Annotated in this window: 16 protein-coding genes; 6 read left to right on the top strand and 10 right to left on the bottom strand. The window is 44.8% G+C overall.

The genetic code is table 11. The annotated features are described in order from the left end of the window. Positions 1–669: IS256 family transposase (locus DDT91_RS10560; RefSeq protein ID WP_187176155.1), on the top strand; the 669-nt coding region annotated here is incomplete at its 5' end. Positions 670–720: 51 nt separating this feature from the next. Here the strand turns inward: DDT91_RS10560 and DDT91_RS10565 are convergent. The 7 genes from DDT91_RS10565 to lipB all read right to left on the bottom strand — a co-directional run bounded on the left by DDT91_RS10565 (position 721) and on the right by lipB (position 6,890). Continuing rightward, positions 721–924, bottom strand: coding sequence for a hypothetical protein (locus tag DDT91_RS10565; protein WP_111395181.1), 204 nt, complete (start codon positions 922–924; stop codon positions 721–723). 98 nt (positions 925–1,022) lie between these two features. Next, positions 1,023–1,652, bottom strand: coding sequence for a rhomboid family intramembrane serine protease (locus DDT91_RS10570; RefSeq protein ID WP_187176156.1), 630 nt, complete (start codon positions 1,650–1,652; stop codon positions 1,023–1,025). 3 nt (positions 1,653–1,655) lie between these two features. Further along, entirely contained in the window at positions 1,656–2,642 is a 987-nt protein-coding gene (locus DDT91_RS10575) for a polyprenyl synthetase family protein (RefSeq protein ID WP_187176157.1), read from the bottom strand. Beyond that, positions 2,605–4,812, bottom strand: coding sequence for a ribonuclease R (rnr, locus tag DDT91_RS10580; protein WP_187176158.1), 2,208 nt, complete (start codon positions 4,810–4,812; stop codon positions 2,605–2,607). The genes DDT91_RS10575 and rnr overlap by 38 nt, the downstream gene beginning before the upstream one ends. Positions 4,813–4,861: 49 nt before the next feature. Continuing rightward, a complete protein-coding gene (locus DDT91_RS10585) occupies positions 4,862–5,611 on the bottom strand; it encodes a 3'-5' exonuclease (protein WP_187176159.1) in 750 nt (249 codons plus the stop codon). A 12-nt stretch (positions 5,612–5,623) separates the two neighbouring features. Next, a complete protein-coding gene (locus DDT91_RS10590; protein ID WP_187176160.1) occupies positions 5,624–6,025 on the bottom strand; it encodes a hypothetical protein in 402 nt (133 codons plus the stop codon). Between the two features lie 139 nt (positions 6,026–6,164). Then, on the bottom strand, positions 6,165–6,890 hold the full coding sequence (lipB, locus tag DDT91_RS10595) for a lipoyl(octanoyl) transferase LipB (protein ID WP_187176161.1): 726 nt from the start codon (positions 6,888–6,890) through the stop codon (positions 6,165–6,167). Between the two features lie 82 nt (positions 6,891–6,972). Between lipB and DDT91_RS10600 the strand changes: the two genes are divergently transcribed. Together DDT91_RS10600 and DDT91_RS10605 are read left to right on the top strand one after the other, a co-directional pair. After that, entirely contained in the window at positions 6,973–7,329 is a 357-nt protein-coding gene (locus DDT91_RS10600) for a YraN family protein (RefSeq protein WP_187176162.1), read from the top strand. A 12-nt stretch (positions 7,330–7,341) separates the two neighbouring features. Next, on the top strand, positions 7,342–7,869 hold the full coding sequence (locus DDT91_RS10605; RefSeq protein WP_187176163.1) for a YSC84-related protein: 528 nt from the start codon (positions 7,342–7,344) through the stop codon (positions 7,867–7,869). Here DDT91_RS10605 and DDT91_RS10610 read toward each other — a convergent pair whose 3' ends face one another. Continuing rightward, the gene (locus DDT91_RS10610) at positions 7,870–8,721 is read right to left on the bottom strand and encodes a hypothetical protein (protein ID WP_187176164.1); all 852 of its coding nucleotides are present in this window, start codon (positions 8,719–8,721) and stop codon (positions 7,870–7,872) included. A gap of 135 nt (positions 8,722–8,856) precedes the next feature. Between DDT91_RS10610 and DDT91_RS10615 the strand changes: the two genes are divergently transcribed. Together DDT91_RS10615 and DDT91_RS10620 are read left to right on the top strand one after the other, a co-directional pair. Further along, positions 8,857–10,059, top strand: coding sequence for a pyridoxal phosphate-dependent aminotransferase (locus tag DDT91_RS10615; protein ID WP_187176165.1), 1,203 nt, complete (start codon positions 8,857–8,859; stop codon positions 10,057–10,059). A gap of 94 nt (positions 10,060–10,153) precedes the next feature. Further along, a complete protein-coding gene (locus DDT91_RS10620) occupies positions 10,154–10,864 on the top strand; it encodes a glycosyltransferase family A protein (protein ID WP_187176166.1) in 711 nt (236 codons plus the stop codon). On the opposite strand, the gene DDT91_RS10625 is transcribed toward DDT91_RS10620, so the two are convergent. Continuing rightward, positions 10,865–11,644 carry a glycosyltransferase gene (locus tag DDT91_RS10625; RefSeq protein WP_187176167.1) on the bottom strand — a complete coding sequence of 260 codons (780 nt, stop codon included), beginning with the start codon at positions 11,642–11,644 and terminating at the stop codon, positions 10,865–10,867. After that, entirely contained in the window at positions 11,641–12,483 is an 843-nt protein-coding gene (locus tag DDT91_RS10630; protein WP_187176168.1) for an FkbM family methyltransferase, read from the bottom strand. The genes DDT91_RS10625 and DDT91_RS10630 overlap by 4 nt, the downstream gene beginning before the upstream one ends. A gap of 396 nt (positions 12,484–12,879) precedes the next feature. Here DDT91_RS10630 and DDT91_RS10635 point away from each other — a divergent pair, with 396 nt between their 5' ends. Next, a complete protein-coding gene (locus tag DDT91_RS10635; protein ID WP_187176169.1) occupies positions 12,880–13,890 on the top strand; it encodes a DUF4421 domain-containing protein in 1,011 nt (336 codons plus the stop codon). Positions 13,891–13,910: the final 20 nt, after the last annotated feature.

The following is a 13,910-nucleotide window of genomic DNA, read 5'->3' on the forward strand; positions in this document are numbered from 1 at the left end:
ATCGACAAGACCATCTTCGTGGGCGGCGGCCTGAAGAAAGACGGCAAAAGAGAGGTTCTGAGACGCCGGTTGGGCAAAAACGAATCCGCCTCTTTTTGGCTAAGCGTCCTGACCGACCTGAAAGCCAGAGGAGTTGAGGACATTCTGGTCACGGCTACAGACAATCTCAAAGGCTTCACCGAGGCCATCCGAAGCGTGTTCCCGCTGTCTACCAAACAGATCTGCATCGTCCATCAGATCCGGAATGCCTGCCGCTTTGTGGTCTGGAAGGACAGAAAGCCGTTCACTGCCGATATGAAGGGGATTTACACTGCCCCCAACCGGGATGCAGCACAGCTTGCTCTGGATCAGCTGGAAGGCAAGTGGGGGCAGAAATACGGCTATGCCATCAAAAGCTGGAGAGAAAACTGGGAAGAACTCACCGCCTTTCTGGACTTCCCTCTGGAGATCAGAAAGATCATCTACACGACCAACATCATCGAAAACCTGAATGGAAAAATCAGAAAATACACCAAAAACAAGCTTTCTTACCCTACCGATGAAGCTGTGCTCAAATCGGTCTTCTTGGCCGTGATGGAGGCTACAAAAAAATGGACCATGCCCATCCGAGACTGGGGCATGATCTTAAACCAATTTATGATTATGTTTGAAAACCGTCTAAAACTCTAACCAATCCTAAAATCTATTTACACACTTTTCGGGATAGTGTCAGATTAACCTTTAATACGACAGAATCTCGTTCAGTTTTTTTTTGATTAACTCCAGATCATGCTCGAGTTTGTCCGCTTTTTCCTTTTGAACCATGTACTTTTCTTTCCATCCATCTCTGCTCTTAATGAGTTCCTTGCGTCGCTTATTTAATTCTTTGTTCTCCAGTCTTCTTGAAATAGCTCTTTCTTTCCAACTTGTACTGTCATCTTCCATAGGTCAATAAATTTAGACAATGGAATATAATAAAATGGGGTGTAAAATATTGAATTTTAAATCAAATATTTTACACCCCACCTGCCAGGTCTTTGTTTTTAAAACAACCTAAACCCCTTAATCTGCTCCAAAAACATCCCCGCACTCGAGGGTGATAGAATCAGAATAAATGCAATTCCAAAAATCGCTCCGTACAGGTGGGCGTCGTGGTTGATGCCGTCACTGTCCTGCTTGCCCTTGACATAGGAATAGATTAAAAATATGCCCCCGAGGATAAACCCTGGCAAGCAGATAATTCCAAACAAACAAATGTCCGATAAAGGCATGATCACGATACTGGCAAATACCGTTGCGGCTGTCCCTCCTGATGCCCCTAATGCACGGTAGTACCCATTCCCTTGATTTTTCACGTAAGTTGGAATGTCGGAGATGATAATTCCTAAGAGGTAAAAGGCCACAAACAGGAATCCACCCATGCCTTTCCCAAACTGATAGCGCAAAAATAGCTCCACCACACCTCCGAAGAAGTAGAAGGTAAACATGTTGAAGAGCAGGTGGATGTAGTCCTTGTGAATAAATCCCGAAAGGACAAACCGATCCCATTGGTTGCGGTGTTTGATCCGGTAGGGTATAAACATCCACCGCTCAAGTAGATCAGGCCGGTTGAATCCGAGTATGCTGGTAATCGCCGTGATCCCAATGATCGCGGTGGTCAAAGTCAATTCCATGGCTTATTTCTCCCGGTGAATCAGGTCTTGGGTGATGGCGTACAGGGCCTGATAGTATTCCTCATTTTGGAAGTGCAGGCCTTCAAATTGGCTGAAGCCCGCATCAAAGTAGGATTGCATCTTGGCTTCGGTCAGGCTACGGATGCCTAGTTTTTCATAGATTGCCTTTACGGCATTTACCTTTTCGACTTTGTCAAATTCCTTCAAGGATAACCAATGATTCAAAGCCTCCAAATCTTCCCCTTGGGCGAGTTCCAAAGCTTTGATCAAAAGGAAGGTCTTCTTATTTGAAATGATATCTCCTCCTACCTGCTTGCCAAATTTGGCCTGATCGGCATAGACATCGAGGAGGTCGTCTTTCAGCTGAAACCCTACGCCGATATTCACCCCAAACTCATAGAGCTTTTGCGCATCTTCTTTTTCCGCTCCCGCCAAAATAGCTCCAAGTTGAAGTGCAAAACCCAACAGCACGGCAGTCTTTAGTCGGATCATGTTGATATAATCGGCCTCGTGGACGGTTTCGTAGGCTTCAAAGTTCATGTCAAACTGTTGTCCTTCGCAGACTTCGGCTGCCGTTTTATTGAACAGGCGAATGACTTCCGGAAGCAGTTTTGGATCTGTACCCAACAGCAAATCATAGGCCCTCACGAGCATCACATCTCCAGAGAGAATGGCGATGTTGGCATTCCACTTTTCATGAACTGTGGCTTTTCCTCTTCGCAGCGGAGCATTGTCCATGATGTCGTCATGCATCAGGGTGAAGTTGTGAAAGACCTCCACTGCCGCTGCCTGAGAGAGGATTTCCTCCGGATTTTTTCCATAAATCCCATACGCCAAAAGCGAAAGCAGCGGACGGATCCGCTTGCCTCCCAGGCTCATGATATAGGTGATCGGTTCGTAAAGTTCGGTGGGTGATTCTCCGAAAGAGTGGTTGGTGATGTGTTGTTCCAGCTTAGTTAAAAGCGCGTGGGCGAGACTTTTTTCTGTCATTTTCTGCAAATTCCAAATCGATGGTTCGACGGTCGATATCGGTGTTAACTACTCTGACCATTACTTTGTCACCCAAAGTGATCATTTTTTTACTTCTCGTCCCAATCAGACGCATGTTTCTTTCGTCAAATTCATAGTAATCGTCATCCATATCCTGAACTCGAATCATGCCTTCGCACTTGGTTTCAGTGATCTCGACAAAAACTCCCCACTCGGTCACGCCGCTGACGATGCCCTCGTAATCCTTCTGCTCGGCAAGGGACATGTACTCGACCTGCTTGTATTTGATGGAGGCTCGCTCTGCATCTGCGGCACGCTTTTCCCGCTCGGAGGAATGCACACATTTCTGCTCCCAGGATTCCGCCTCAGGAGATTTGCCTCCCTCCAGGTAATGCTCCAGGAGTCGATGCACCATCATATCCGGGTATCGGCGGATGGGAGAGGTGAAGTGGGTATAGTGTGGAAAAGCCAAACCAAAGTGACCTTTGGGCTCGGTAGTGTACTTGGCTTTGGCCATGCTTCGGATGGCGAGTTGCTCGAGAACATTTTGCTCGGGTTTGCCCTGAATCTCATCCATCAGCTTATTGAGTGCGGCAGAGATTTTCTGCACGTTGGTCACGTCCATCTGATGGCCAAACCGCTTCGCAAAACCTGAAAAGGTCTCCAAACGGTCCAAATCCGGGCTGTCGTGGGTTCGGTAGACAAAAGTGTCTGCACCTTGATTTTTTCGGAAAATGAATTCAGCTACATACTTATTAGCCAAAAGCATAAACTCCTCGATGAGCTTGTGGATGTCTTTCCGCTCTTTGACAAAAAGTCCAAGTGGTGTTCCTTTTTCATCCAACTTAAACTTCACCTCGACGGTCTCAAAGTTGACCGCCCCTTTGTCAAATCGTTGCTTTCGGATCTTTTTAGCCAGCTCATTGAGCAAAGTCAACTCCTGGAAATAATCTCCCGATTGGGTATCGATGCATTCCTGTGCTTCTTCGTATGCGTAGCGTCGGTTGGAGTGAATGATAGTCCGGCCGATCCAGTGATTGATCACTTTGGCATTTCGGTCCATCTCAAACACGCAGGCAAAAGTCAACTTGTCCTCGTTGGGACGAAGTGAGCAGAGTCCGTTGCTGAGTCGTTCGGGAAGCATAGGGATAGTGCGGTCCACGAGATAAACAGAAGTTGCACGGTTAAAGGCTTCTTTTTCCAAAGCCGTTTTTGGCTTCACGTAGTGCGTCACATCGGCGATGTGCACGCCGATTTCCAGGTTGCCATTTTCCAGTTCCCGATAGGAAATAGCATCGTCAAAGTCCTTGGCATCGACCGGGTCAATCGTGAAAGTGAGTACGTCGCGAAAGTCTTTTCGGGCTTTGATTTCCTTGGCTGTGATCTTTTCGGGAATCGCATTCGCTTCTTCGTCGGCTTCTTTGGGATATTCAAAAGGCAATCCAAACTCTGCCATGATGGAGTGGATTTCGACTTCGTGCAAACCGGCCTTGCCGAGTACACGAATGACTTTTCCCGTAGGGTTTTTGTCATCCTCTCTCCATTCGGTCAGTTTGACGATGACTTTTTCGTTGTGTTCGGCCCCCATCAAGTCGCCGCGGTGGACAAAGATGTCTTTGTGCATCTTTTTGAAATCGGGCACCACGAACGCGAAGCGAGGGGAGATTTCCACTCTGCCCACAAATTCATCACGGCTGCGCTCCAAGATCTCGAGCACGCGGCCTTCGGTACGACCGGTTTTTCCTTTTACAGGAAATACCATCACACGGACTTTGTCTCCATCGAGGGCCTGCTTGAGGTCGGCCTCTTTGATCAAAATATCTCCATCTACGGCTTCCTTGTCATCTGGGACAATGAAGGCAAAGCGTGGATTTACAAAATCCACTGTGCCGGTGATGAAGTCCGGATCTTTGGTAGAGGAGAAGTAATTTCTTGCATTTCGGGAGACTTTTCCGGCATCTACCAGTTGGTAAAGCACCGGTTCGACCCCGCCTTTGTTGAGTGCATCCCGGATATCGAGTTGCTTGATGATTTGCTTGGCGTTGTATTCCTGACCATAATTGGAATCTAAAAATTGAAGGATTCTTCGGGCCAGTGAAGCGGAATCATTTCCACCGGAATAGCCCCCTTTATTTCTTTTTGAATGTTTTCTGTCTGATTTTCTTCCCATGAGGGGTGTATTTTTTCTTAAGGTAAAAAGAATTGCATGCCCGAGGGCATCAATCCTTGTGATCTTTTTTTGAATCTTCTGCAGGCACAATCTCGATTTCCAATTCGTCGAGTTGAGGGTGCATGGCCATATAGATTCTTGCGGTCACTTCCACATCGCGTTGGCAGTATTTTTTGATTTTTTCGAGGTCTTTTTCTTTGTAAAAAGTACTATTGACCTCGCTGCCGTCGATGGATTCCTTGGAGGTGGGAATTCCAAAAACACCCGCCAAGAGTTCCAATCGCGTGTAATATTTGTAGTCACCAAATCGCCAAAGCTCCATCGTGTCCAAATGCCTCACTTCCCAAGGCTTTTTGCCGGCGATGTGAAGCGGTTCGGGAAGGGCAATTCCGTTGATCAGCATGCGTCGGCAGAGGTAGGGAAAGTCAAATTCCTTGCCGTTGTGCGCGCAGAGGATCCATTTTTTCTTATCTAACAAGGCTTTAAACTCCAGTAAAAGTTCCCTTTCTTCCTCATGAGCAAAAACCTTGGATCGGAAATAGAGCTTTTTCTCTTTCTTTTTGGTCTGAAAAAAGCCCACACCCACACAGATGACCTGCCCAAATTCGGCATGGATTCCTGCTCGGTCAAAATACAGGGAACCGGGCTCCGGATTGGGATTTTCGGTTCGGATCAATTTTTCTTTCTTGAGCCATTCTGGCTTAAGTCGTGGATCGAGGTCCTCGAAGTGTTCGGTTTGCGAAGCAGTCTCAATGTCCAAAAAAAGAATGTCGCTCAGGTGGTCTAAAAAATCTGCCATGTTGAGAAATGGTTAGCTATGAAGGATACCCTCCAATCCCAATTCCGGGATCATCCGGAGGTTGACAGGATCAAAACTGCCAGGAGTAAAGATAAACTTTTTGTCAAAAATCTGATCCAGAATGTAATAGCTGACCCAGAATTCATTCGTTAAGGCAAAGACCGCCGGATCGATGGGTTCCACTTTGGCAACGGACTCGGATCCAAGCTCCTCGATCATATGCCGTAGGGTGGAGGTTTGTCTTTTTTCCCCGTCCAAAATCCCATAGCCTTTGGAGGTGATCATCACGGTACTCAATTCGATGAGATTGAGGTTGATGATATAGACGGCCCATTCGGTGCCGGTGGGTTTTTCTTCTTTGGCGATGGCTAGTTTTACTCCGGTTACGGGAGAGAAGTCGATGTCTTTTTTCATTTTCCTATTTGAATATTTAGGAGCTAATTATTTCTTGAATTAAACTTCTTAAATCCCCCAGCCTCCTTGAAAAGGGGGAGTCGCCTTGACATGGATCTCAGCCCTAAAGACCAGAATTTGAAGGGATTTATTATCTAGACTATTTCGCTTCAATCAGATTCATTTCAAAGAGGTCAACCAAGTGCTTTTTGACCTTGTTTTTGGCTTCGGCTTCATCTACCGGTCTTCCCAGTTCCAGATGAAGAGAGGTCACGGCCTTGTCATCAATGCCGCAGGGGATGATATGTCCAAAGTAGGAGAGATCTGCATTGAGATTAAACGCAAAGCCATGCATAGTCACCCAGCGGCTGGACTTGACGCCCATGGCACAGATTTTCCGTGGATTTTTTTGCGCTACATGATCCAGCCATACTCCGGTAAGTCCGTCGATTCTTCCTGCCTCAATTCCATAATCTGCCAATGTCAAAATGATAGCCTCCTCCAATAGTCGGAGGTACTTGTGTATGTCAGTGAAGAAATTATCCAAGTCCAAGATCGGATAGCCGACCAATTGGCCCGGCCCGTGGTAGGTGATATCTCCGCCCCGATTGATTTTATAGTAGGATGCGTTGTGGTTTTCCAAGCCTTGTTCATCCAGTAGTAAATTTTCGGGCTTTCCGCTTTTTCCCAAGGTGTACACATGGGGATGTTCCACAAACAGCAGGTAGTTGGGCGTAATCTCTTGCTGCTCGGGAGGTAGATTTCGGTTCTTGATCTTTTGGGCAACGATCTCGGCGAAAATTTTCTCCTGATAATCCCAAGCCTCCTGATAGTCCATGCGGCCTAAGTCTCGGAATTCTACCGTTTTATTGATATTTTCGTTCATGGGGCTTCCTTCTGGAATTCTTTTTCAACAGCCCTTCTTGCTGTATCGTTCTTCGATTTTTCAAAATTAACCAATAAATCCCATGGCAGAACATAACGACACCGGAAGACTCGCCGAGCAGCTTGCTGCCGATTGGCTGGTGAGCAAAGGCTATGAATTGGTGGAAACCAACTACCGGCATGGCTATGCCGAGATTGATTTGATTATGAAGTATAGAGGACTTCTGATTTTTGTGGAGGTCAAATTCCGGTCAGGAACTGGGTTTGGTTATGCAGAAGAATTTGTCGATTCGGTCAAGAAAAAATTATTAGTAAAGGCTGCAGATCAGTATATTTATGAAAGCGACTGGAAAAAGGATATTCGTTTTGACATCGTGGGAGTATATAAAGATCGGGCTGGGACGATCAGATTCCGACAATTTGAAGATGCGTTTTATTAACCCTCAAATATTATGAAGAAACTATTGTTGAGTTTAGCGTTTTCCTTGCTGGCGTTGGTAGTTTTTGCTCAGAAGGAAGAGAAAGATGAAAAAATCATCAAAGATTCGGAATCAGCTAAGGCTGCATTTTTAAAAGATGATCCCAGCATGAGTAAGTTTTTCGAATCTTCCCATGGTTATGTGATTTTGCCTAATGTAGGCAAGGGTGGTCTTGGTGTGGGCGGAGCCTCTGGTAATGGAGCCGTTTACCAGAATGGCCAGCTGGTAGGCTTTGCCAAAATGACCCAAGTCACTATTGGTTTTCAGGCAGGAGGACAAGCTTACAGTGAGGTTGTTTTCTTTGAAAACCAAGATGCGTTTGCTCGCCTAATTGCCAATAAGGTGGAAATGTCCGCACAAGTATCTGCTGTTGCAGCAGCGGCAGGGGCTTCTGCCAATGCAAAATACGTGGATGGTGTGGCGGTGTTTACCAGAACCAAAGGAGGATTAATGTATGAAGCCTCTGTTGGTGGTCAGCAATTCAAATACAGAGCTAAATAATCAATTATCTTTTCTGTAGATAAGATTTCCGTCCTTATCCCATTCCGCCCGAATATACGGGCGGAAATTTTTTGTATAGGGATCTTCTTGGTATTGAATTTCCCTTTTTCGGATAGCCTTGGTGTTTTTGGTGTCCCAATATTCGGTCCATAGGCCTACCTTTTCCCCATATTTGTATTCCCCTGTGACAGCGATCTGCTGGTTTTCATAAAAATGAAAGTAATTCCCTTCTTCCAGCCCGTATTGGATAGGTATGATCTTTTCTATTGACTTCGAGGTTTCGTTGAAATAGCTGATTTTGGATTCTTTAGGCCAGCCTTGGTTAAAGTGATTTTTGTCTTGGAGTACGCTTTTGTCATCAAAAAGCATCCATGTTTTATGCTTTGTGCCGTAGTAGAACATCCCGCTTTCTACCACAGTTTCGTTGATCACTCTCTCATATGGGCCGTGTAAGAGATATCCATTTTCTTTGGCAAACCCTTCTGTTTTAATGCTTCGTTCTTTGGGATCAAACCAATATACATCTCGAATATAGGGGTCCGGATTCCTTTCTGCATCGGTATAGTTAAAGTATTCATAGTAGGATTGGCCCCGTATTTCTCTCCTGGTATATCCTTTTTGGGTTTTGATTCCAAACCAAATGTTTTTTCGTGCCTTTTTCTTTTTTTCTTTTTTGGCCTCTTTTTCTTTCTCCTCATCAAAAAGTAAAAGTGGGGCCACGGTAGGGAGGAGAACAGAATTGACCACGCCTGATGAATCTGCGTCAGTTTTTTTCTCAGGGGAAGTTTTTTGGGCAACAGCGACTTTACCCCACGAAAACAAAAGAAGGAGAAAAACAGAAAGGTGCTTCATGATCGATGAAGGAACGGCTAAAATCGCCAACTATTTTATTCAAAAATAACATTTCGCCATCAATTCCACGGGATTGTTTAGAATTTATAATCTTCTGGCTATTTTTGAGGAATTTGTAAAAAAATCAATCAAAAAATGAATTCTATTCTATCAGATCGCATCCTGAATATGGAAGAGTCGGCTACCCTCGCAATGGCAAAAAAAGCGAGAGAGCTCAAGGCTCAGGGTATTGACATCATCAGTCTTAGTTTGGGAGAGCCGGATTTCAAGACTCCGAAGCACATCCAGCAGGCTGCTAAAGATGCGATCGATGAAGGAAAATATTTTGCTTACCCACCGGTGGCGGGCTATCAGGACCTTCGCGAGGCGATTGCCAAAAAACTGAGAGAAGAGAATAATATCGCTCAGGCTAAGGCTGAGCACATCGTGGTGTCCGTTGGTGCCAAGCATTCCATCGCCAATACCTTTATGTGTATCATCAACGAAGGGGATGAAGTGGTGATTTTTTCTCCATATTGGGTGAGCTATGCCGAGATTATCAAGTTGTGCGGAGGTGTGCCTGTCTTGATCGAGGGTACCCTGGAAAACAACTTCAAAGCGACTGCAGCTCAGTTGGAAGCGGCAATTACCCCAAAAACTAAGGCGGTGATTTATTCTTCCCCTTGTAATCCTACCGGTTCTGTCTTCTCTCAGCAGGAACTAGAAGCGATCGCTGGCGTGGTGATGAAGCATCCCAACATGGTGGTGATTGCCGATGAAATCTATGAGTTAATCAATTTTACCGGGAAAAACTTCAGCATTGCTTCTCTTCCCGGAATGTTTGAGCGCACCGTAACCGTCAATGGTTTCTCAAAAGGTTATGCCATGACCGGCTGGAGAGTGGGCTATATCTGTGCTCCTTTGGAAATCGCCAAAGCCGTAGAAAAAATGCAGGGGCAGTTTACTTCCGGATTGACCGGCATTGCACAGCGTGCAGCGCTGGCTGGTATAGCGGGCGATCAGACCCCTTCCAAAGATATGGCTACAGAATATTTGAAGCGTAGAGACTTGGTTTTGGGACTTTTGAGAGATATTCCTGGCATCAAAACTCACGTGCCTGAGGGTGCCTTCTATTTCTTCCCTGATGTGACGGCATTCTTCGGAAAATCTGCCCATGGACACAGCGTGGCCAATGCCGATGATCTTTGTCTTTACCTCTTGGCCGTGGCAAACGTGTCTTTGGTGACTGGTTCTGCATTTGGAGCACCAAATTGCGTGCGTATTTCTTATGCGGCTTCCGAAGCTGAATTGATTGAAGCTATGAAGCGAATCAAAAAAGCGCTAGGCGATCTGGCTTAATACGGTTGAAAATCCTATTCAAATTGCCCCGGTGAAAATCGGGGCAATTTTTTTGCCTTGGAAGAAAGCCCTAATTTTGATCAAATCTTTTCTCATGGCCGAAGTACTCGTCATCACTCCTGTAAAAAACTCCATCGAAACTACCCTCGACACGGCCAAGGCAATTGCATCTTCTACGGTCAAGGCTCATCATGTCATATTCAATGACTTCAGTTCGGAGGAGACCAAAGCGATTTTGGAGGAGAAAAAAGCAGAAATCGGCTACGAATTGATTCATATTGAGGATCTTACGGATCATCCTTCTCCTAATTACAAATTGGTGCTTCAGCTTTCACAAAAGCGGGCGATTCAGGAAAATCTGCCTCTATTGGTTATCGAGTCTGATGTGGTAGTGAAGCCGGATACCATCGAAAAGCTGCTAGAAACGCTTAAAAAGCAATCCAAACCAGGTTTGATCGGCTCTGTGACGGTAGATGAAAAGGGGGTAGTCAATTTTCCCTACCTCAAGTTTAAGGGAGTAAAAGAGCCGATGATCGACACCAACCGAAGCCTAAGCTTTTGCTGTACGCTGTTTTCGCCTGATTTTTTGAAAAGCTATGATTTTACCGGACTGGATGAGGCCAAGGACTGGTACGATACCTTTATCTCCAAAAAAGCCATTGAATTGGGATTCCAAAACACCGTGTTGATGAATGCCCCCGTTTGGCATCGTCCGCATGCGAGTCGGCCATGGAAGCAGCTCAAATACACCAATCCCCTGAAATATTACTTCCTGAAATTTTGGAAGGGTTGGGATAAAATCTAATCAGAGTTTCCCAAGCATTTTTAACAAGGTATTGTAAGGCTTCGACCAGGTCCGTTGAAACCGAAGTGGCCCATTCAACTCTCTTTCGAAAAAATCTAGGTGCTTGGCATTGAGATAGGCAATCCGCTCCCGTTTTTTCTGGTTGGTGCCTGTATTTTTTCGCTTGCTTGTGGGAGTGAGTCGATAGAAGAAACCGACAAAGGGCAGCTGAATCACCTCACCCCCATTTTTGAGCATTTTGATCCAAAACTCCCAATCTTCTCTCCCCATTTTCATGTCCTCTGAGAATCCTTCCACTTTTTCCCAATCGGATTTTCGGAAAAGCGCTGCCACAAAGATCATGTTGTCTTTGGCCAACTGATGCCGACTGAAGGGCTTCAGTTTCCACTGTTTTTGGGTTTGCTCGTTGAATTTGACTGCTTGGCAATAGACTACCTTGACTTCAGGTTGGATTTCCAGTATTTTAATTGCCTCCTGGATGTAGTTGTCCGAGATGAGGTCATCTCCGTCGAGGGGCAAGATGTATTTTCCTTTTGCATGTGCGATCCCATTATTTCTGGCATTGGCTACGCCTCCATTGGCTTGGTCGATGACTTGGATTTCCCGGTGATGGGCTTCCAGCTTTTTTGCGATCTCCAGTGAGTTGTCCGTAGAGCCGTCATTGACCAAGACGATCTCCAAGGGTCGGTAGGTGGAGGATAAAACAGAGTTGACCGTCTCTTCGAGGTATTTTCCCTGATTGTAGCAAGGGATGACGACAGAGATGAGTGGACGGATCATGCTTGGAAAAAGGAATCAAACTTCCCGAGTGGAGTCTTTAGCGCTAAGGTATTGGGACCGAATTTTCTGGTCTTGTATCCTTGGGTTTCCAATAGGGAAAGGCAGGATTGGTAGTCGGCAGCATTCAAGCCCACATTCTCAAAAACAATGGCTTGGGGTTGGGTTTTGGCAATGTCGAAAATCCGAATTACCTCCAAGTCATATCCTTCGGCATCGATTTGAAGCAGATCTATTTTTTGGATGTGGTAGGAAGACATCAAAGTAGCAGGAGATATGACTTTGACCTGTTCTTCGGAGATCCACTGGTTTCTATCCTTTGGGATTTCTATTCCAAACCGCTTGCAGTTTGAGGCTACAATACCATCTTCAAAAGCTTTCTCGATTTTTTCCTTGGAAAAAGAAGCAAGACCTGTTGCCCATCTCATGGTCGAAAAGCCGATTTTGTAAATCGGAAGTGTTCCGTCTTTTTCTCCAATAGCTGCGCAAACGGGGTGAATTCCCTTGTTTTTCGCGTAGATTTTTTTCAAATACTGATGGAAAACATCCGGTTGAGGTTCCAAAAGCACCCCATTCCAGTCGTCTCTCTTGATGAATTTGTGGATGGGATCATGGGTGATTCCGTCATTTGCACCAATTTGGATGACGGTGAAATTTCCTTTTTTGGACAGGGAATACTCACTCAAAAATTCACTCAGAGACCCTGCCTTTGGCTTGTAAAAGTGTCGGTAAAATCCGATGAAAAGGGGGTTGTTGTTGGCGCTGAGGTTAAAACGAACCGATTTCCAACGGCTTTGAAGGACTCTTTTCAGTGATATCAGGGAATTGGACCGGTGGCTCATAGTAGAAAAAGCGATGGCTTAGAGAGGTTATCACAACTTTTTAATCTTCAAAAGTAAATCATTCCAAGTCAACAAAAGGATGTTTTTAGGTTCTTCCAAAAAAAATGTGGTCGAGGTAGTTTACTGTCTGGAAAAGAAAAAGCGCAATTTTACTTCTTCTCGCAGCGATTCCTTTCAAAAAACAAATATTAAAAAAGTGGGATGGAAAAATTCAATTAAAAATTTGATTAATTAAACTCATGTCGTAATTTTATGAAGGTGATTAACAACTTTTCTACTGTAGCCTTTTTCAAAAAATGTGATTCTCGTGAATCCAATTTTCGAACTTGATAGTTTGAAAGGGTCTTGGTGAGAGCCAAGGCCCTTTTTGTTTATATTCAGTGATAAATTTGCTCTATGGCCTTCAAGACTTTACTGCTTACATTTTTAATTTTCATTTCATTTTCTTTTTTGCTGCTTGCTCAAAGTCGGGGGATTGATTCCACTTATATCGAGGACGTACCTGATAAAATGATTTTAAGGTATTATTTCTCCAGGAAGTACACTGAGCTCAATTTCAGTGACCAACTGGGGGTATATGAACCAAACAGTGGATTGAATATGGGGGTAGGTTTCACCTTTCAAAAATTCACTCTTAACATTGCCGTTCCTTTTTCTTTTTTGAATCCTGAACGACAGAAAGATTGGCCGAGGTTTTTGGATCTTCAATCACACATCTATCCCAATAATTGGATTATTGATTTGTTTGGGCAGTTCTATACCGGATATATCATCAAAGATTATTATGCAACAGGTGAAGACTACTTTCGCAGAGATATCCGTACTGTCAAATTGGGAGTAAGTGCCAGCTATTTGTTTAACGGGGAGAAAATGTCTTTTGAGGCTGCCTTTCACCAAACTGCCATTCAGAAGAAATCAGCGTTTTCGCCCATGTTGGGATTTGAGGCGTACCGTGTCAGGATCAGCGGGAATGAGTTGATTTTACCTCAGGAAAATGGTCCCATCCCGGGAAATTATACCCGGGCAGATTACTATCAGGTAGGACCCAATGCTGGAATTGCAGGAACTTTGGTGATAGGTAAGGGATTTTTTCTTACCGGGGCAGCATCCGGAAATCTAGGACTTGGTTTTTCTAAAGCCGATCGGGACAAAGAAACCCTAAATGTGAATTTAATGACAGGGTATTTTCTGAGAGGGTTTGCCGGATACAATGGAAAAAGGTTTTCTATCAATGGCAGCTACGTATACAAGCAACTCAACCTGGCCAATCAACAGGATGTTTCCCCTTCTGCCAATACGGGAAATTACAGAATCAACGTGGTCTATAAAATTACGCCTTCCAAGAAATTTGCAGATACCTACTCCAGATTCAATGTGGTCAGACTATTGGAAAAGATAAAGGGATAGGCTCTGTCTGTTTTTTATTT

The organism is Algoriphagus sp. AK58, from assembly GCF_014324365.1.
In the GTDB taxonomy this organism is placed as follows: domain Bacteria; phylum Bacteroidota; class Bacteroidia; order Cytophagales; family Cyclobacteriaceae; genus Algoriphagus.